The 19,776-nt window shown below is 56.4% G+C and carries 18 protein-coding genes; 7 read left to right on the top strand and 11 right to left on the bottom strand.

Annotated features, from left to right (window positions below):
- The 3 genes from SCD_RS09735 to SCD_RS09725 form a co-directional block, all read right to left on the bottom strand.
- On the bottom strand, positions 1–483 hold the full coding sequence (locus SCD_RS09735; protein ID WP_009204973.1) for a SoxR reducing system RseC family protein: 483 nt from the start codon (positions 481–483) through the stop codon (positions 1–3).
- Positions 484–509: 26 nt separating this feature from the next.
- The gene (locus SCD_RS09730) at positions 510–1,508 is read right to left on the bottom strand and encodes an FAD:protein FMN transferase (protein ID WP_009204972.1); all 999 of its coding nucleotides are present in this window, start codon (positions 1,506–1,508) and stop codon (positions 510–512) included.
- Between the two features lie 170 nt (positions 1,509–1,678).
- A complete protein-coding gene (locus SCD_RS09725; RefSeq protein WP_023506936.1) occupies positions 1,679–3,055 on the bottom strand; it encodes a phosphomannomutase/phosphoglucomutase in 1,377 nt (458 codons plus the stop codon).
- Positions 3,056–3,175: 120 nt separating this feature from the next.
- On the opposite strand from SCD_RS09725, the gene hemN reads away from it, so the two are divergent.
- On the top strand, positions 3,176–4,546 hold the full coding sequence (gene hemN / locus SCD_RS09720) for an oxygen-independent coproporphyrinogen III oxidase (protein ID WP_009204970.1): 1,371 nt from the start codon (positions 3,176–3,178) through the stop codon (positions 4,544–4,546).
- A gap of 26 nt (positions 4,547–4,572) precedes the next feature.
- On the opposite strand, the gene SCD_RS09715 is transcribed toward hemN, so the two are convergent.
- The 6 genes from SCD_RS09715 to glnE form a co-directional block, all read right to left on the bottom strand.
- The gene (locus tag SCD_RS09715) at positions 4,573–5,433 is read right to left on the bottom strand and encodes an HDOD domain-containing protein (protein WP_009204969.1); all 861 of its coding nucleotides are present in this window, start codon (positions 5,431–5,433) and stop codon (positions 4,573–4,575) included.
- A gap of 98 nt (positions 5,434–5,531) precedes the next feature.
- Positions 5,532–6,380, bottom strand: a complete 849-nt coding sequence (locus SCD_RS09710) for an HDOD domain-containing protein (RefSeq protein WP_009204968.1) — start codon at positions 6,378–6,380, stop codon at positions 5,532–5,534.
- Between the two features lie 58 nt (positions 6,381–6,438).
- Complete coding sequence (gene waaF, locus SCD_RS09705; RefSeq protein ID WP_009204967.1) at positions 6,439–7,482, bottom strand: lipopolysaccharide heptosyltransferase II; 1,044 nt, start codon at positions 7,480–7,482, stop codon at positions 6,439–6,441.
- A 135-nt stretch (positions 7,483–7,617) separates the two neighbouring features.
- Entirely contained in the window at positions 7,618–7,815 is a 198-nt protein-coding gene (locus tag SCD_RS09700) for a zinc-finger domain-containing protein (protein WP_009204966.1), read from the bottom strand.
- Positions 7,816–7,825: 10 nt separating this feature from the next.
- Positions 7,826–8,746 carry a branched-chain amino acid transaminase gene (locus SCD_RS09695; protein ID WP_009204965.1) on the bottom strand — a complete coding sequence of 307 codons (921 nt, stop codon included), beginning with the start codon at positions 8,744–8,746 and terminating at the stop codon, positions 7,826–7,828.
- A gap of 162 nt (positions 8,747–8,908) precedes the next feature.
- Entirely contained in the window at positions 8,909–11,614 is a 2,706-nt protein-coding gene (glnE, locus tag SCD_RS09690; protein ID WP_009204964.1) for a bifunctional [glutamate--ammonia ligase]-adenylyl-L-tyrosine phosphorylase/[glutamate--ammonia-ligase] adenylyltransferase, read from the bottom strand.
- 128 nt (positions 11,615–11,742) lie between these two features.
- On the opposite strand from glnE, the gene acs reads away from it, so the two are divergent.
- The 6 genes from acs to SCD_RS17000 all read left to right on the top strand — a co-directional run bounded on the left by acs (position 11,743) and on the right by SCD_RS17000 (position 16,420).
- Positions 11,743–13,710 (top strand): acetate--CoA ligase, encoded by a 1,968-nt coding sequence (gene acs / locus SCD_RS09685; RefSeq protein WP_009204963.1) that lies wholly within the window; start codon positions 11,743–11,745, stop codon positions 13,708–13,710.
- 154 nt (positions 13,711–13,864) lie between these two features.
- Positions 13,865–14,464 carry a hypothetical protein gene (locus SCD_RS09680; protein WP_009204962.1) on the top strand — a complete coding sequence of 200 codons (600 nt, stop codon included), beginning with the start codon at positions 13,865–13,867 and terminating at the stop codon, positions 14,462–14,464.
- 139 nt (positions 14,465–14,603) lie between these two features.
- Positions 14,604–15,263, top strand: coding sequence for a hypothetical protein (locus SCD_RS09675; protein ID WP_161626932.1), 660 nt, complete (start codon positions 14,604–14,606; stop codon positions 15,261–15,263).
- A gap of 259 nt (positions 15,264–15,522) precedes the next feature.
- Positions 15,523–15,834, top strand: coding sequence for a type II toxin-antitoxin system RelE/ParE family toxin (locus SCD_RS09670; protein WP_009204960.1), 312 nt, complete (start codon positions 15,523–15,525; stop codon positions 15,832–15,834).
- A gap of 149 nt (positions 15,835–15,983) precedes the next feature.
- Positions 15,984–16,295 (top strand): helix-turn-helix domain-containing protein, encoded by a 312-nt coding sequence (locus SCD_RS09665; RefSeq protein WP_009204959.1) that lies wholly within the window; start codon positions 15,984–15,986, stop codon positions 16,293–16,295.
- Entirely contained in the window at positions 16,292–16,420 is a 129-nt protein-coding gene (locus tag SCD_RS17000) for a hypothetical protein (RefSeq protein ID WP_009204958.1), read from the top strand. Before SCD_RS09665 ends, SCD_RS17000 begins: the two co-directional genes overlap by 4 nt.
- A gap of 139 nt (positions 16,421–16,559) precedes the next feature.
- Here SCD_RS17000 and SCD_RS16155 read toward each other — a convergent pair whose 3' ends face one another.
- A complete protein-coding gene (locus tag SCD_RS16155) occupies positions 16,560–17,303 on the bottom strand; it encodes a TusE/DsrC/DsvC family sulfur relay protein (RefSeq protein WP_009204957.1) in 744 nt (247 codons plus the stop codon).
- 98 nt (positions 17,304–17,401) lie between these two features.
- Positions 17,402–19,762: a GspE/PulE family protein gene (locus SCD_RS09655; RefSeq protein ID WP_009204956.1), complete on the bottom strand. Its 2,361-nt coding sequence runs from the start codon at positions 19,760–19,762 to the stop codon at positions 17,402–17,404.
- Between the last annotated feature and the right edge of the window lie 14 nt (positions 19,763–19,776).

Here is a 19,776-nt window from a genome sequence, read left to right as displayed (position 1 = left end):
CTAGGTTATTTTGCAGGTGCCGCCCGTATTGGCGCGACGAATGAAGCGGGGGGCGAGGTCGCCTCGGGAAGCTAGATGGCCAGCGCTCAGGCGCGAGATGCCAAGACCGAGCGCCAGTCCGGCGACCATGGCGGCCATGGTAATGCCATCGCTACCGGCAGCCCATTGCGCCATTATGCCTGCGCCCAGCATGGTGCCAAGCGGAATGGCATAGGCGGTGAGCGAAGCCTTGATCAGCGTATTCTCGCGAATGCCGACCACCACGCGTTCGCCGACAACCAGGCCGGGATGATTTTCGAGCGAGAAGCGGCGGGCTTCGAGCCGGTTGGCGGTAGTGCCGATGCCCCCCTTGGCGCCGCAGACCGAGGATGAGGCGCAGCTGCCGCAGCTGGTGGTCTGCTCCGGTTCCAGCCAGACCATGGCGCCTTCCACCGCAACAACGTGAGCGATGCCCTCGACCATGTCGGGGGCGCTGAATTCCATCGTGTTTTCCTCGGTGGCGTTCACGGTCAGGACACCACGGTGGACACCACGCCTTCGGGTGTGACATAGATGGCCTTCGTGCCGCCAGCAGCCCGGAGGATGGATAGTCGGCGCTCGACCGGCGCCATCAGCATGGCGGCGGAGAGGCCGTCGGCGATGGTGCCGGTGCTGGCGATGACCGAGACCCCCAGTAGCGCGGGCGCAGTGCGTCCGGTGCGGGTGTCGATCAGGTGGGTGAAGGCGCCAGCGGAGTCGAACAGGGTGCCATAGCCACCCGAAGTGGATACGCATTGGTCCACCACTTCCAGTGTGGTCACCGAGCTGTTGGGGTTTGCAGGATTGGCGATGCCGATGCGCCAAGCCGAGCCATCAGGCTTGGTCGATAAGGCACGCGGCTCGCCCATGTCCACCAGCATGTGCTCGAAGCCATGGGCGCGCAGCACATCGGTGACGCGGTCTGTAATATAGCCCTGCGCGCCGCTGTTGAGCGTCAGGCCCATGCCGGGATGGGCGAAGGCGATGCGTTGGCGGCTTGCGTCCACCTCGACTGCGCGCCAATCCACCAGGGCGAGCGCAGCGGCAATGTCGTGCGGAGTCGGCCCGGTGGGATCGGGGTGCGATGCAGTGAAATGGCGAAAATAGGTTTGCCACAGCGGTTGCACTGTAGGGTCGTAAATGCCGTCGCTGATCCTGGCCAGCGACAGGGCGTGGGTCAGCAGGGCGATGAAGTCAGTTGGTGCATTCTCCAGCACGCCGTCGCGGTTGAGCGCGGTGATGGCACTATCGGCGCGGTAGACACTGAAAATTGCCTCTAGTCGCTTTAGTTCGTCCAGCCCGGCAGCGATGGCTGCGCGCGCCTGTGCTTCGTCGCTGTGGTAAAGCTGGATGGAGGCCGGCGCACCCAGCGCAGTGCCTTCCCAGCGTACCGGCCTGGCTTGGGAACCCCCTGCTCTCAGCAGCAACGGCAGGCCGACAGCGGCGGCGGCGATGGTGATGAAGCGGCGGCGAGACATGACGACAGGCATAATGTGCGACCTCGACAAATAACCTAGTGGTTTTTACGCGGCGAATCCTTTTTGTTTTATATCTTATATAAGAGATATAAAACAAGTGCCGATGGCGTAATGTTACGACGACTGCGTTCTGCTTGGCAATATCCTGCGACTGAATTTTAAATGTTTCGGATCCTCATGTCTTAGAAAGGCAATTGCGCATTCGGTTCCGCGCCTAGCAACACCGCCCGAAACTCTTCCTGAATCCGCTTCAGCGCCACTTCGTTATCTGCTTCGAAGCGCAGCACGATCACCGGCGTGGTGTTGGACGGCCGCATCAGGCCGAAGCCGTCGGCATATTCCACGCGCAGGCCGTCGAGGGTGATGATTTCCGTGGCATCCGGAAATTTGGCGGTTTTTTGCAACTGGTCGATCAGGGCGTAGTGCGCGCCTTCTTCCATCTTGATCTGGAGTTCCGGGGTGTTCACAGTGTCCGGCAGGCCATGCAGAGTGGCATTGATGTCCGCCTGTTTGCTGAGGAATTCGAGCATCCGCGCACCCGCGTAAAGGCCGTCATCGAAGCCGAACCAGCGCTCCTTGAAAAAGATGTGGCCGCTCATCTCGCCGGCCAGCAGGGCGCCGGTTTCCTTCATCTTGGCCTTGATGAAGGAGTGGCCGGTTTTCCACAGCAGTGGTTTGCCGCCGTGGTTACGGATCCAGGAAAACAGGTTGCGGGTGGATTTGACGTCGAAGATGATTTCCGCGCCGGGATTGCGCGAAAGCACGTCCTGCGCGAACAGCATCAGCTGGCGGTCGGGATAGATGATCCGCCCGTCCTTGGTGACGACGCCTAACCGGTCGCCATCACCGTCGAAGGCGAAGCCGATTTCGGCGTCCGAAATCTTGAGGCGGGCGATCAGGTCGCGCAGGTTCTCAGGGACCGAGGGATCAGGGTGGTGGTTGGGGAAGTTGCCATCCACTTCGCAGAACATTTCTTCCACCTCGCAGCCCATGTCGCGATAGAGCTGGGGCGCGAATGCACCGGGTACGCCGTTGCCACAGTCGACGATAATCTTCATCTTGCGCGCCATCTTCACGTCGGAGGTGATGCGGTTGATGTATTCGTCGGCGATGTCGTGAGTGCTGTAGCTACCGCTGCCGTTGATCAGGTCGCCCTTTTCTAGCCGAAGTCGCAGCGCCTGGATCGCGTCGCCGGACAGCGTGTCACCGCCCAGCACCATTTTCAGGCCGTTGTAGTCGGGCGGGTTGTGGCTGCCGGTGAGCATCACCGCGGAATGGGTGTTGAGCTGGTAGGCGGCGAAATAGGTCATGGGTGTGGCAACCAGGCCCAGATCGATCACGTCGATGCCGGATTTCTGGATGCCGCGCGCCAGCGCTGCGGCCAGGTCCGGGCCAGACAGCCGTCCGTCGCGGCCGATGGCGATGGCGGTCTGCTTGCGTGCAACCGCTTCCGAGCCGATGGCGTGGCCGATGGCCTCGACGATTTCCGGGGTCAGTGTTTTTCCGACGATGCCGCGGATGTCGTAGGCTTTGAAGATTTCTTTGGGCAGGCTGGTCATGTAGCGCACTTTCTTTTTGTTTGATCTTGCCTTGATTATCGCGGTTTTCGGCCGTTTTTTCCACCCGCTTTCAAGCCGGAGTATAATCAGCGCCTCACCTATTCTGAAAAGCACGTCACCATGCAACTCGCCGCTTCTTTACTCGAAAAATACAGCAAGGCCGGTCCACGCTACACTTCTTACCCGACCGCACCCTATTTTACCGATGCCTTCGGCGAGAAGGAGTGGCTGGAAGAAATCAAACAGACCCAGGACAAGGGGCGCGACCTGTCGCTGTATGTGCACATCCCATTCTGCGACACGCTGTGCTACTACTGCGGCTGCAACATGGTGGCGACGAGGAACTACAATCGTGCTACCGAATATCTGGATTACCTGTTCAAGGAAATTGACCAGGTGGCTGCACTGACCAATCCCGGCCGGGTGGCGCGCCAGTTGCACTGGGGCGGTGGCACGCCGACCTATTTGGCCCCCGACGATATCCGCCGCTTGTTTGCCCATATCGCCAGCCGTTTTGCCATCGCTGCTGATGCGGAAAAAGGCTGCGAGGTCGATCCGCGCGAACTTTCCCGCGAGCATGTAAAAGCCCTGAAAGATGCCGGCTTCAACCGCATCAGCCTGGGTGTGCAGGATTTGAACGACACCGTGCAGAAGGCGGTTAACCGGGTGCAACCGGAAAGCCTGATCCGGCAGGTTTATGGCTGGATGCGTGAAGAAGGTTTTGACAGCATCAACATGGACCTGATGGTGGGCCTGCCGCATCAGACCGTGGAAACCTATCGCGAAATGCTGGACAAGATTATCGACATGGGGCCGGACCGGCTGGCAGTGTTCAATTATGCCCACGTGCCGTGGATGAAAAAAAACCAGAAACTGATTGTTGAAGCCGATCTGCCCAGCCTCGCTACACGCCTGGAACTGCAGCAGCTGATTCTGGACAAACTTGGCGCGGCAGGCTACGTCTACATTGGTATGGACCATTTTGCAAAGCCCGACGACGAGATCGTCAAGGCGCAGCAGAGCAAGACCCTGTACCGCAACTTCCAGGGCTACACCACTCACAAGAACTGCGATATTTACGCTTTCGGCGCTTCTTCGATCAGCCAGACCGAGGATGTGTTCGTGCAGAATGTGAAAAAGCTATCCGACTACTATCGACTGGTGGGTGAGGGGCGGTTGCCGACAGAGCGCGGCCTGCGCGTCACGAATGAGGACAAGCTGCGGCGCGATGCCATTACACGCATCATGTGTGACCTTGAGCTCGACAAGGCATCATTCGGGCGTGCATGGGGAATCGATTTCGACAAATACTTTGCCGATGCGTTGGTGGAATTGAAGGAAATGGAAGTCGACGGACTGGTTGCACTATCGCCTGAAAAGGTGGTGGTAACCCAGGTCGGGCGATTTTTTCTGCGCAACATCGCGATGCCCTTCGATGCGTATCTCAAGCAGCAATCAGCGGATAAGCCGCGCTTTTCCCGGACGTTATAACCGGGGAAAAGGCCGGGCTCGATAATTCAGCAGAATGCTTGGGATATCAGCGCAATTTCCTCTTCGGACCTGAGAATTACAGCGGCGCAGGTTGTCGCATCCAGGTTAAGCCGGCCGAAGGATGAGGGGAGCGGCGCGGGGCATTCAGTACTTCCAACAGCCCCGGGGCAGCCTCGTTTGGCAAGGATGTTGGCGACTATTACCACATCGGTCAGGTCTGCCGGTGCGTAATGGATCCGGTCAAATGTGGCGTGATCTCTTGCGGCAGCAATGATGTCCTCCGGGACGTCCCAGCTTTCCAGAATAGCCGGACTGATTTGTGCATGCGTTTGATGCGGGATGTTTCTTAATATCGCCTCATCGGTAAACAGATCCGGGTATTTCTTTGCGCGGGCCAGAATGTAGAACATGCCGATATCGTGCAGCAGACCCGCCAGCATCGCTGTGTCGGGGTTGATGCGGGTCAGTCTTTTCGCCAGCACGTAGCTGATCGCAGCAACCTGGATACTGTGTCGCCACAATATTTCCAGGGGAGCACGCATCATGCTTTGGTGGGTGTCCTGGGCCAGTTGACGTATCCCTAGTGCAATCGCGGCGTTGCGAACCAGGGCATAGCCCAGACGTTTGATCGCCGTGGGCAGGTCGTCAACCGGTCTGCCGCCGGCGCATAAGGCAGCACTGTTTGCCAGGCGTAATAGCTGTGCTGACAGAACCGGTTCTGCTCCGACGATTTTGGCGACTTTGCTGGCGGAAATATTGGGGTTGTTCAGCGCGGATCGAATCCGCATGGTGATGTCTGGAAAGCTTGGAAAAATCAGGTTCTTCGCCGATATATCCCTGTCGAGGGCATCGATAAAATCGGCCATATTCGCTTGTACGGTGCTCATTGAGCTCTCCAGATTGACAGTATTGTCGCGGATCCTAAATTCAACACTAGTCCGGAAGAAAAGCCGCGTTTCCCCACTGCCTATGTAGATAGGGCTGGTCAGCCCAGGGCCAAGGCTATCTGTTTCATTTCGTCTTCGGATTCCATCAGCACTGTATTGCAGGTTTCCGAGTCCAGCCTCAGATGGCCGAAGGCCTGCGGCGCTTTTTCCCAGTCGATGTTTTCCGGCATCCCCTCGCCGCTAAGGATGTTGGCGACCATGATTACGTCAGTCAGGTCGGCCGGCGTGGCGTGGATGCGATCGAATGTTTCATGATCCTGGACCGCGGTGGCAATTTCCTCGGGAATTTCCCAGCTTTCCAGGATTGCACGCCCCACTTCGGAGTGCCAGAGACGGATGATTTCCTTGATGGCCGCCTCGTCGGCAAAGAGATCCGGGAAGTCTTTCACCCGGGTCAGAATGTAAAACTCGCCGATATCATGCAGCAGCCCTGCCAGCATCGCTTCGTCCGGGTTAATTCGCGCCCGTTTTTTTGCCAATATGTAGGAGATGGATGCGACCAGGATGCTGTGCTTCCATAATTTTTCCACCCACGACTGCATGACGCCCTGCGGTGAGGCCTGGGATAGCTGGCGCATTCCGACCGAGATGGCGACGTTGCGTACCATTGCATAGCCTATCCGGGTGATCGCCGTGCGCAGGTCGACGATCGGTTTGCCGCCGGCCTTCATCGCCACCGAATTGGCAAGTTGCAACAGATGTGCGGAAAGCACCGGCTCAGTCCCGACGATGTGAGCGACTTTGTCGGTAGACGAGTTGGGGTCATTCAGCGCAGAGCGAATGCGCATCGTGATATTGAGTGAAGTCGGGAAAACCAGGTTTTTGGAGGAAAGCTCCTTTGCCAGGCTTTCGATGAATTCAAATCCTTTGGGTATTCCTGTTGCCATTACGATTCCAAACCGGTTAAGTGCATATCGTGGTGAAAGCTGCTGCGCTTGTCAATTCTCATTTGGCCAGGTTTTTATCTTGTGGGCCGGCATGCAGGAGCATTGCGGTGGCTTCCTCGAAAACCTGTTTCGGAGAAAGCTTGATCATGCAATCGAAATGGCCAAGCGGACACTCCCTTTTGAAGCAGGGACTGCAGGGCAGGTTCAGGCTGATGATCCGGGCCTGGTCCGACATCGGCGGGGTAAAGCCGGGGCTGGACGAGCCGAACAAGGCGATCATCGGTTTGTCGAGTGCGGCGGCAATGTGCATCAGGCCGGAATCGTTGACCACGGCGAGGTTCGCAGCGGCAAGCAGGTCGATGGCTTGGGCGAGGTTGGTTTGGCCGCACAGGTTGCGGGCGGCCCCGCTGCTTGAACTTTCGATTTCGGCGCCGATTTCCGTATCCTTGTGCGAGCCCAATAGCCAGATTTCATGGCCTTCATTTGCCAGCATGCCCGCCAGTTCGGTGAAATGCCGAGCCGGCCAGCGCTTGGCCGGACCGTATTCGGCACCGACGCAGAAAGCGACCACCGTTTTTTTCGGGGTCAGGCCCAGTTTGGCAAGCGTGGTTTGTGTCTGCTCTTTGTTCGCTGTCAGGCGCGGATTCGTCACCGGGTGGTGTAGCGGCATGCCGGGGTATTCGGCCAGGGCGGCGAAACGCTCCACCATCAGGGGGAGAGCCTGTTTGTCCAGATGCCGCATGTCATTGATCAGGCCAAAGCGCATTTCGCCTTTGAAACCGGTGCGCAGTGTAATGCCCGCAAAGAAAGGAATTAGTGCCGATTTCAGCGAATTGGGCAGGATGATGGCGTGATCATAGTGATCCTGCCTCAACGCGCGCCCCAACTTCCAGCGCAGCTTGAGGCTTAACTCGCCATGGGCCAGCGGATTGATGGCGACGCGCCGGATTTCCGGCATGCGTTCCAGTACTGGGGCTACCCAGGCCGGCGCGAAGGCGTCAATCACGGCATCGGGATAGCGTTCCCGCAGGCGTCGTAACAGGGGTTGCGCCATTACGGCGTCGCCGACCCAGGACGGGGCGATGATGAGAATTTTAAGCATGAATCTTTTCACCGCAGAGGACGCAGAGGACGCGGAGTAAATCAAAAGCGCAATGCAATTCACCGCAACAAACGCCAGGGCAGGATCTTAAGGTTTTCCTCTGCGCCCTCCGCGTCCTCTGCGGTAAATCAGTTTTTAGTGATGCCCCTTGGGCAGTTCGCCCTTGAGCTTGTACAGCGTTCCGCAATAGGGGCACAGTGCTTCGCCGGTCTTTTCTATCGGCAGGAATACCCGTGGGTGGCTGCTCCAGCTCTGCATCGCCGGTGTCGGGCAGTGCAGCGGCAAATCCTTCGCCGTGACTTCGTAATAACGTGCCTTGAATTCGGGTTGCATCGATCTCTCCTTAAACCAGGGTCAACCAATCCTGATGGTGGGTTGCTTTGCCGGTGACGCAGTCAAAAAACATTGTCTGCAATTGGGTCGTGATCGGGCCACGTTTGCCTTCGCCGATGGTGCGGTTGTCCAGTTCGCGGATTGGCGTCACTTCAGCCGCTGTGCCGGTGAAGAAGGCTTCGTCGGCGCAATACACCTCGTCGCGGGTAATGCGTTTTTCGATTACCGGGATGTTCAGTTCACCGGCAAGCTCGATGATCGAGGCGCGGGTGATGCCTTCCAGGCAGGAGGTCAGATCGGGCGTGAACAGTTTGCCGTTCTTGACGATGAAGAGGTTTTCTCCTGCGCCTTCCGCTACATAGCCGTCTACATCCAGCAGCAGAGCTTCATCGTAGCCGTCTTGCGCGGCTTCCTGATGCGCGAGGATGGAGTTGGTGTAGGTAGATACCGACTTGGCTCGGCACATGTTGACGTTGACGTGGTGGCGGGTAAACGACGAGGTTTTTACGCGGATGCCCTTCTCCAGAGCTTCCGCCCCGAGATAGGTGCCCCACGACCAGGCGGCCACGGCGATATGGGTGGAGAGCGTGGTCGCCGCGATGCCCATGGCTTCAGAACCGTAAAACACGATTGGGCGGATGTAGCCGGATTCGAGTTTGTTGCCGCGCACCACGTCCAGTTGGGCCTGCATCAGCGTGGCTTTATCGAAAGGCATTTTCATGCAGAAGATGTGCGCCGAGGCAAATAGCCGGTCGGTGTGCTCCTTCAAACGGAAGATCGCCGTGCCCTTGTCGGTCTTGTAGGCGCGCACGCCTTCGAACACGCCCATGCCGTAGTGCAGGGTGTGGGTGAGGACGTGGGTGGTGGCGTCGCGCCAATCCACCATCTTGCCGTCGTACCAGATCAGGCCGTCGCGGTCGGACATAGACATGCTTGTGCTCCAAATCGAAAAAATTGTCGGGAATCGGCTAATTGTAGCGCAAAAAGTCCTGAGTGCAGAGCAGTGCTGAGTCCTGAGTAGAAAGTGCTGAGTGCGTAGTATCGCTGCGCGATGATTCTTTGGGCTCTGCACTCTGCACTCTGCACTCAGGACTCAGGACTCAGGACTCAGCACTACCTGCCACAGCCGCTTGACGGCTTCCGCGTGTTCTTCCGCCTGCAGCGGGTCAATGCGGGCATGGGCGCCGCCCTGCAGCCGCAACTGGTGCTGGAGCAGGCGGTATTCGCGGTAGGTGTCGCGCACCTGTTCTGCCAAGTCCAGGGGGATCAGCTTGAGTTCGCCGGCGAGCCGGAGCAGGGCGAGATTGCCGGCATCTCGCGTCAATTCTGGATGGAGGCCGGAAAAATTCAGCACCAGATACTGCACGATGAACTCGACGTCGATGATGCCGCCGCGATCATGTTTGATGTCGAACAGGCCGCTAGGGTTAGGGTGTGCATCCAGCATTTTCTGCCGCATCTTGAGTACTTCCTCGCGCAGAGTCGCGGTATTGCGTTCCTGCCGCAGCACCTCGATGCGGATGCGCTCGAAGGCCACGCCGATATCGGTGTCGCCAGCGCAGAAGCGGGCGCGGGTCAGTGCCTGGTGCTCCCACACCCAGGCCTGATTCTTCTGGTAGTCCTCGAATGCCACGACCGAGCTGACCAGCAGGCCGCTGGCGCCGTTGGGCCGTAGCCTCAGATCGGTTTCGTAGAGGATGCCGGCTGGCGTCATGCTGGAAATCCAGCTGTTGATGCGTTGTGCCAATTTGGCGTAGTTCTCGGCAGCGTCCGGGGAGTCGTCGTCGTAAAGAAAAATGATGTCCAGGTCGGAGGCATAGCCCAGTTCCTTGCCGCCCAGTTTGCCGTAGGCGATGATGGCGAAGCGCGGTGTGTCGCGGTGTTTGACACGTAGTCCGGCCCAGGCGAGGCGCAAGGTTTCGTCCAGGATCATGTCGGCCAGATCGGAGAGCTGGTCGGACAGGATTTCCAGCGGCAGCGCCCCGGCCAGATCCTGTGCCACGAGGCGGAATGTTTGTGCCTGCTTGAAGTGGCGCATGATGTCCATCTGCCGCTCGGTGTCGCCTTCAGCCGCGTGCAGCAGATCTTTCAGCTCATTCCGTAGTTTTTCCCGGTCGTACCTGGCGTAAAGCTCGCGGGTGTCGAGCAGTTCATCCAGCAAAATCGGGTGCTGGGTGAGGTAGCCCGATACCCAGGGGCTGGCGCTACACAGCTTGGCCACCTGGTTGAGGGTCTGTGGGTATTCCACCAGCAGGGCGAGGTAGGTGCCGCGTCGGCTGATGTTCTCCACCAGATGGAGAATGCGCTCCAGGGTTTCATCGGGGTTGGAGAAATTGCAGGCGACCTGGATCAGCGGCGGCAGGAGTGAGTCGAAGCGGGTGCGGCTCTCGGTCGGCAGCTGGTTGTAGCGGCTGCCTTCACGGATCCGACTGAGTCGTTGCCAAGTCTCGGCGGGGTGATGGTAGCCCTGTTCGGCGAGAAGTGCGATTGCGTCCTCATCGGCCGGTGCGCCCTGCCACAAGGCTGCCAGGGAGTGATTGCCTTGAGCGCTTTGCGGCGCAGCGAAAACTTGTTCGAAATGGCGCTCTACCTTGTTGCGATGGGTGTCGAGTGTTTTCAGGAATTCGGGCCAATCGGCGTAGCCCATCGCGGAGGAAATAATCTGCCGGTCGGCATCGCTGCCGGGCAGGGTCTGGGTCTGGGCGTCCTCCAGGTATTGCAGGCGGTGCTCCAGGTTGCGCAGGAAGAAGTAGGCGTTGCGCAGTTCGGTCACGGCCTGTGCCGGCAGCAGATTGCGCTGTTCGATCAGGTCGAGAGCCACCAGGGTGGAGCGGGTCTGCAGGTCGGTTTCCTTGCCGCCGCGGATGAGCTGGAACACCTGGGCAATGAACTCGATTTCGCGTATGCCGCCCGGTCCCAGTTTGATGTTGTCCTGCATGTCGCGCCGGTTCACTTCCTGGCGGATCTGGGTGTGCAGGCCGCGCATCGAGGCAAAGGCGCCGAAATCGAGGTATTTGCGAAACACGAACGGGCGCAGGATGTCGGCCAGTTCCTGGTACAGGCTGCCGGTGAGAGGTCGCCCCTTGATCCAGGCGTAACGCTCCCATTCCCTGCCCTGGGTGAGATAGTAGTTTTCCAGCATGGAAAAACTGCCGACCAACGGCCCGGAATCGCCATAAGGCCTTAACCGCATGTCGACGCGGAAGACAAAGCCGTCCTGGGTGGTTTCGTTGAGTGCACCGATCAGCTTTTTGCCGAGCAGGGCGAAGTATTCATGGTTGCTGGTTTTGCGCGGTCCGGTGGTTTCGCCTTCTTCCGGGTAAGCAAAGATCAGGTCGATGTCCGATGAGACGTTGAGCTCGCCGCCGCCGAGCTTGCCCATGCCGACCACAACCAGATCTTGCTCGCTGCCGCTTTCTTCCCCGACTGGAGGCCCGTATTGGCTACGCAGCCAGTTGTCGAGCCAGGAGAGGGCGAAGCGGGTGGTGACTTCGGCCAGCAAAGTGGCCGTGCTCATGACTTCGCGCAGGTCGGCCAGTCCGGCGAGGTCACGCACGATCAGGCGCAGCATCACCTGCTTGCGCAAAATGCGCAGAGCTTTCTTCAGCGATGTTTCATCGTCGATCGCGCAGTCGTCGAGGATGGCCTGCATCGTCGCTGTATCCCAGGGGATGAACAGGGTTGCATGAAGCCGGTCGAGCGCGGCGGCATCGCTTTCGGTCAGGCGTCGGGCATAACGGCTGAGCTTGAGCGCCGCCGCGATGAGTTGTTCGGGGGTGTTTTGCGGGGAAATATCCATTTTGATATGATGAGATGTCAGTTAACTTATCTATAAGTTCCAGATGAACAGCCTGGTGAGTTTGCAACTATTCGCAAAAGCGATATCATCAAACAACTGCATCGTAACAAAAACTTCGAGGAGAAAACATGTCGTCGATTGAATCAGTCATGAACGAAACCCGGGTATTTGAGCCGGCCGAGTCATTCAAGGCCCAGGCCAACGTCAAGGGGATGGACGGCTACCGGGCGCTGTGCGAGCAGGCTGAGAAAGATTACGAAGGTTTCTGGGCAGGGTTGGCACGCGAACTGCTGGTATGGAAAAAGCCCTTTACCAAGGTGCTGGACGAGAGCAACGCACCGTTCTACAAATGGTTCGACGACGGCGAAATGAATGTGTCCTACAACTGCCTGGACAAGCATCTCGCCACTCAGCCAAACAAGATTGCGATCATCTTCGAGGCGGACGACGGCAAGGTCACCAAGATTACCTATAAAGATCTCTACCATCGCGTCTGCACCTTCGCCAACGGACTCAAGGCGCTGGGCGCGAAGAAGGGCGACCGCGTCATCATTTACCTGCCGATGAGCATCGAAGCGGTGGTGGCGATGCAGGCCTGCGCCCGCATCGGTGCGATCCACTCGGTGGTATTCGGCGGTTTCTCTGCCAAGAGCCTGCATGAACGCATCACCGATGCGAGCGCCAGTCTGATTATTACTGCCGATGGACAATTCCGCGGCGGTAAAGCGATGCAGCTCAAGCCCGCAGTGGACGATGCGCTCGCCATGGGTGGCTGCGAGTGCGTGAAAAAGGTGGTGGTATACCAGCGTACCGCCGGAGAAACGGCGTGGGATGCACAACGTGACGTATGGTGGCACGATGCCGTTCAAGGCCAGGCCGACACCTGCGAGCCGGAGTGGGTGAATGCCGAGCACCCGCTGTTCGTTCTTTACACTTCCGGTTCCACCGGCAAGCCCAAGGGCGTTCAGCATTCTTCCGCCGGTTTCCTGCTCCATGCCATCAACACCATGCGCTGGACTTTCGACTACAAGGACAGCGATATTTTCTGGTGCACCGCCGACGTCGGCTGGATCACCGGCCACACTTACGTTACCTATGGTCCGCTGGGGATCGGCGCCACCCAGCTGATGTTCGAGGGTGTGCCAACTTACCCGGATGCCGGCCGCTTCTGGAAGATGATCCAGGACCACAAAATCACCACCTTCTACACCGCGCCGACCGCGATCCGCTCCCTGATCAAGCTTGGTGCCGATCTGCCCAAGCAATATGACCTTTCCTCCCTGCGCCTGCTCGGAACGGTGGGCGAGCCGATCAACCCCGAGGCGTGGATGTGGTACTACAATACCGTTGGCCAGACCCGCTGCCCGGTCGTCGATACCTGGTGGCAGACCGAGACCGGTGGCCACATGATTACCCCGTTGCCCGGCGTGCATGGCCTCAAGCCCGGCTCCTGCACCATGGCGCTGCCCGGCATCATGGCTGCGATCGTCGACGAAGCCGGCCACGACGTGGAAAAGGGCAAGGGTGGCTTTCTGGTTATCAAGCGCCCGTGGCCCTCGATGATCCGCACCATCTACGGCGATCCGGAGCGCTACAAGAAAAACTACTTCCCTGAAGATCTGGGCGGCAAATATTATCTCGCCGGCGACGGAGCCAACTGCGATCTGGACGGCTACTTCTGGATCATGGGCCGGATCGACGACGTGCTCAATGTGTCAGGCCATCGCCTCGGCACGATGGAAATTGAATCAGCACTGGTGGCCAACCCACTGGTTGCAGAGGCCGCCGTGGTGGGCAAGCCGCACGACATCAAGGGCGAAGCGGTGGTGGCCTACGTCGTGCTGAAAGGTGCGCGCCCGGAAGGCGAAGACGCGAAGAAAATCGTCGCCGATCTGCGCAACTGGGTGGCCAAGGAAATCGGCCCGATCGCCAAGCCCGACGAAATCCGTTTCGGCGACAACCTGCCCAAGACCCGCTCTGGCAAGATCATGCGGCGGTTGCTGCGCGCCTTGGCCAAGGGCGAGGAGATCACCCAGGATGTTTCCACGCTGGAGAACCCGGCGATTCTGGAGCAGTTGAAAGAGGTCGTGAAGTAGGTTCTTGTTTGTGGGGCACGAAAAAAGCCGCCGGGGTTTTCGGCGGCTTTTTTTATGTTTGTTGCAGGGGTGGGCAGGTTGGGTGTTGAAAGTCGAAAAAATGCTTGATAACTATTTGGTTTTCTTGGTTTTAAATTGGGTTTAGAGTCGGTGCATGTTTTTAAACCAACCGAATGAAATTTTAGGTCGTTTTATTGGGGTCAACTTTACGTTAGACGGTACAACCACTATGCGCACCATTGCTCAATCGAGAAGTGCCGTCGCTGCTGTTATTGTAGGGCTTGCTCTCGCAATTTCTACCCCGGCTTTCGCACAGCAACAGCAAGAAGTCGACGCACTACTCAAAAAAGTGAAGCCTCGGGCCGAAGTGTTTGATGCTGGCTCGGATATTGCGCTTCAGTTCTCTCTGCCACCGCAGTATGCCCAGTGTTTGCATGTTTCGTTCGTCGAAGCCAACGACAAAAATCCTGTTGCCCACCGCTACCTTCTGGAGCAGGTTGACTTCCTGAACGCAAGTGGGCTCTCTTCCGCCAACATTAAGGCGCTGCTGTCGTACGGACACGCACTTTCAAATCTCAGCTACGCGTCGCAAGCAGGCCGCCCACTCGACAAGCTGGATGCAAGCGACTTGCCTAAACTACAGAAGTACTCATATCAAACCTTTGCGCGCCTGGCGTGTGTTCAGGTATTCAGCGATGATCGTTTGCACGAGGCGCTACGAAACCTTATCCGAGCATCTCAAGGTAAGAAGTGAGCAAACGTCGCCGAGTGCCGCCTAACCTTTCGGTCAAGAGGGACGGCCTATCGGCCGCCTCTTACCTTCAACGTTAGCCACTTAAAAAATGCGCACTCCCTCAAGCAGTAGCATCTACATTGGCCTTGCGGTGTTGTTTTTGTCATCGCTACTGGCGTTTTATCTCCTTCCACACAGCACGCTAATCCAAGAAATAGCTGCAGTTCCACTAGTTGGCTCCCTTGTGGTCGCCATGTTCCAGCTAATGCGAGACCTTTCCTCGCACGAGCGCCAGTTGCTCCTCCTTGATGTGCAGCAACGATTTGCGCTAGGTGCTAGCTCACATATGGCAAATGTTGCCTTTGACAAGCATGTCGCTTTCTCAGAGGAGTACATCGCCGAGGTATTCAAAACTCTCGACACGCTTTTCCGAGAAGGACCTACACAGGAGGTGTTGCCACACGCTACGAATCTCTTCGCATTACGCAGAAAATACGCTGTTTGGCTAACGACTAAACTTGATTCTGTTCTTCAGGGATTCGAGGGTGCACTTCGTAACGTCGGGGCCGGTGACTGGTTCTTGCGCAATGCCGGACATGGCGAGCCACGCCAGAAGCAGATTGAAGAAATGTATAAGACTTTCGCGGATATTCTCGGAAGAGAGAGTATGGGCGATTCATGGCAAGGTAAGCCGCTGTCTGAAGACGTGGCTATCGCAAGCATCATTCAAGGCCTCCGTACAATTCTGGGAACGGAAGAACTTACGAAGATTCGTGGTGCACTCGTACAGAAAGCTCTTGAGGGTACCAACGGTGGCTAACCTTAACATTCAAGAGGGACGCGCTAAAGCGTCACTAAAGCGTCAGCGGGGCTAGGTCTTGCAATCACGCATCCAGCCTAACTCCGCATTCCGCATGTTCTGGGCCAGACCACCAATAATATTGGATTTGCAGGGTGCGCGACGCGCACCCCATCTGGTTCCTTTACGCCAGATGCTTGTATTCGGCGGGTTATGGCTGTGAAGTAATTTCTCGTTAATGTATTCTTGACAAAATACGTCATTGACGTATAGTTTATTTATGCTTACGGTGATTGAAACCCCGACTTTTCAGCGCCTCTGGCCGCATTACTGGACTGAGGGGGAGCGTGGTGAATTCGCTGCATTCATCGCCCACAATCCAGAAGCAGGCGACGTGGTAAGGAATTCAGGTGGGGTGCGCAAAGTGCGCTGGACGCGGGCCGGTTCAGGTAAATCGGGCGGTGTTCGTGTGATTTACTTTACGCGGCTGACGAATGGGCAAGTTTGGCTGCTGTTTTTGTATGCGAAGAGCGCCCTAGCCCGGATGTTTCATAAATTGACGCGTGCCCTTGCTTGTCTTTATGTTTCGTAGGGAGATTTTGTTCAGTCGGGCATATGAGTAACTACGCCACTCTTTCACAAAATCCCCCTACAAAACAAAATCCTGCGCAATCATCACGCGAATTTATGAAACATCCGGGCTAGATTCCATCGCTGGTCACAAATTGAAGGAGATGAAAGATGCCATCGAAAAAACCGCTGTCTGACGCCGAGTTAGAAGCATGGGAATCGTCCCGCAATATTGGCGCTGAACTTGAACAGTCCGTTCGCGAAATGCTGGCTGGAAATGGAGCGGTTGCTCCTGTTTCGCCTGTGGTTGCGGTACGCATTAAATCCGGTCTTTCGCAGTCACAGTTTGCAACGTTGCTGGGCGTGTCAGTGCGCACACTCCAGGAGTGGGAACAAGGCCGACGCCAACCTTCCGGCGCAGCAAAAACGCTTATCGCCATTGCTGAAAAACGGCCAGAGGTATTGACTGAACTTGCGGCATGACCAATTTTTGGTCTGACATTTTGGCCAACTGGGATGCCTTGGCCAAGGGCGAGGAGATCACCCAGGATGTGTCTACGCTGGAGAACCCGGCGATTCTGGAGCAGTTGAAACAGGTAGTGAAGTAATTTTTTCTGTCTTTCCATTTTGAAAATGGGTGGCAGTGGTGTTTTCATCGCGGGCGAGAACCTTGGCGGCTGAACCCGCCAGCAAGGATATTGCCCCATTCATGTTGAGAACTACCGCGAAAGATTCCTCGTGTGTTTGCTAATCGATGCAACCCTGCGGTTCCGGCAGGCCGGCTATACGTGAGCCTTGCCGTGAAGGGCCGCCCGGGAAGAGCTTGTAAAGGTACTCATCGCTGCCTTTGCTTGCGCCTAGTTCGTCACGCATGTTTTTCATAAGTAAGCGGACCATGGGGCTGATGCCATATTTGAAATAAAACTGGCGCATGAAATGGATGATTTCCCAATGGGCAGGTGTGAGATTAATGCCTTCCTGACGTGCCATGAATTCGGCCAAGGGTTCACTCCAGTCATCAAGATTTGCCAGATTGCCTTTCTCATACACCGGATAAACTTTGCCTTGAAATTCGAATGATCCGATGAAGTGTTTGTGTGCGGGAGGTGTGGTTATAGGCTCCGCCGCAGGTTTGGCTTTAGCTACGGGAAGCTTTTCAATTTCAACATCGAGTATGGGTACAGGCAGGCCGGCGATTTTGGAGCCTTGGGTCAGCACGCCATTGGGGAAAAGCTTGTCCAGATAGACATTTTCTGCCTTCTGCGCATCCAGTTTTTCCCGAATTTCCCGTTTCAATAATTTAAGGATGGGTGAAATGTTATATGTCTCATAGTACTTGCGCATCATAAGGATGATTTCCCAATGTGCTTCGGTCAGAGTGATGCCATCCTTCTCAGCAAGCCATGCGGCAACATTTTTGTCCCAGTCCGCCAGGTTTTTCAATCGTCCGGCAGGGGTGAGTTCGCATTGGGTCGTGTTAGTTTTGTCCATGGTTTACCTCTCTCATTGGCGGATGCATCAGTAATGCCATAAGAATAGTACAAATTATTTGACACTATAGTTCAGTCCGCACCCTATCTGAGGTTCAATCAAACACACGCACTATGCACTTGCGTGATATCGGTAATGCCGCGTAGCACTTTCTCTATGCCGTCCTGTTTCAGCGTGCGCATTCCCTCCTGGATGCCGGTTGACTGGTATTCGGATGCGGCTGTTCTTTGGCAGATAAGATGCCGGATGGTGGGGGAGACTTTCAGTAGTTCGTAAAGCCCGATACGGCCTTTGTACCCACCACTGCACTGCTTGCATCCCACCGGGCGGGAAAGATAGATTTTGCCGTTCTGACCATAAGTTTCCCGCCAGCCCTGAATGATCTTTTCGCGCTCCTGCATGGTAGGCAGGCGGCCATGCGAGGTATGGCGATATTCGTTGGCCAGCGCCTCGAGTTCGTTAAGCGGGGCTTCTACTTTCTTCGCACATAGCGGACACAGTTTACGCGCAAGACGTTGAGCGAGAATGGCGAGCAGTGCGTCGGAAAGATTGAAAGTGTCTACGTCCAGATCTATCAAGCGTGAGACGGTTTCAGAAGCCGAATTGGTGTGCAGGGTTGAAAGCACGAGATGGCCTGTCATTGACGCTTCCAGGGCAATCTTGGCGGTTTCCTGGTCGCGCATTTCACCAATCATGATGATGTCCGGGTCGGCACGCAAGAGCGAGCGCAGCACAGTGGCGAAGGTTACCCCGATTTTGTTGTTAACCTGAACCTGGCAGAGATGGGGTTGCACGATTTCCACCGGATCTTCGACTGTCCAAATCTTGTTGTCGTCGGTGTTGAGTTCGCGCAGAACGGAATGCAACGTCGTGGTTTTGCCGCTGCCGGTGGGGCCGCAGACCAGAATCAGACCATAAGGGCGGTGGAACACTTCTTGAAAAACATTCAAATCCCGTTCGGACATGCCGATGCTGGTGAGAGGCAGTGGCTCACCCGCTGCCAGGATTCGGATTGTGACGAATTCCTTGCCGTGTATGGCGGGAATGGTGACCACCCGTAAATCTATCCGTCTGCTCCCGGGCAGGAGAAAGGAAATCTTGCCGTCTTGCGGTCGGCGGCGTTCTGAAATATCCAGGGTGGCCATTATCTTGATGCGGGAAATGACTGCGTCGTGATAGTCCTTGGGAAAAGAGGAGAACTGCTCCATCAGTCCGTCACGGCGAAACCGGATGCTGGTTTCAGTGCTGTCCTGAAAGAGTTCGATGTGTATGTCTGACACCCCTGACTCGACGGCGTTGTGGATCAGTTTGTTGACCAGATTAATGATGGTGGCGTCATTTTCCGATATGTTGGAATGGAGCCTGGACTCCTCCGCTTCGACATGTTGATTCTGGGCAAAACCCAAGGTTTTCTTGGCCAGGTCGTGAAATTCATCCTGGGCATCTTTTGTTGTCTTGCCTAAACCATACATGTTGAGCCGATTTACAATTTCGTGGCGAGGCGCATACATGAGTTCCACCTCTTTTCCGGTCAGGACGGTAAAGAATGGCTGATCCTTAAGCGAGTATGGGTCGGCGGCAGCCAGAAACAGGATGTCACCACGAACAGCTACAGGCACTACTTGCTTCGCGCGCGCTTTATCGCTGGGAATGAGTTTGAGCGTCTCATAAGGGATGTGGATGCCCAAAATATCCACCATCGGCATTCCCGACTGAATGCACAGGGCGCGCGTCAATGATTCGTCATCGACAGCACCGATCTTGGCAAACATTTGGCCGATGGGTGTGCGCATGCTGTCGCCAGCTTCTTGTTCATGCTGTACTTTCTGCACAACTCGCAGCGTTTGTTCATCAATTACGCCAAAATGTACGAGAATTTCGCCTATGGGTTTGCCTTGCATGGCATAGATGTGCATTCCATTGTGGCGCAATTCCATGGCATCGTTGATCTGGTGCAGAGAGCGCAATATGGGCCATTCAACAGGTTTTCCGCGCCCGCTGCTGGCTGGCGAGTCTGTCGCCTTGGCGGATTTTACCTGTGTAGCGGACAGGTCTGGTGAGGTGTCGGGAATGTTCGTCTCACCTAAAAGGTGTTCGGGAACCCGCCATTCCAGAGGGTCGTTATCTTTCTGTGATTTTGCCGGTTTTTCAAGCGGTGCAGCCAGGTTGGGACCGGTGAATGGGTCATATGGATTGGTGCTAAACGAGGGGAAAAGCAAGTCGTGGAGTTGATGGAGCATGGTGATTTCCTCCAGAGCGCCCATGGGGAAGCCCTGACGGTTATCGCGGTCATTCAGGAAAAGATCGTTGATATAATCTGTAGCATCTTTGCTTCCCCATAGCATGTCAATATTTTGCAGAATGCGGGGGAAATCCTCGGCAAGGGTCCCGGGAAAGCTCGTCTCGGCACGCGCTATGGCATCTGCAATCCTGGAATATTGTTCTTTTTCGGTATTCATGTTTTCCCCTGGTA

The organism is Sulfuricella denitrificans skB26 (genome assembly GCF_000297055.2).
GTDB classification, from domain to species: domain Bacteria; phylum Pseudomonadota; class Gammaproteobacteria; order Burkholderiales; family Sulfuricellaceae; genus Sulfuricella; species Sulfuricella denitrificans.
This window is presented reverse-complemented; position numbering and strand designations above follow the sequence as displayed.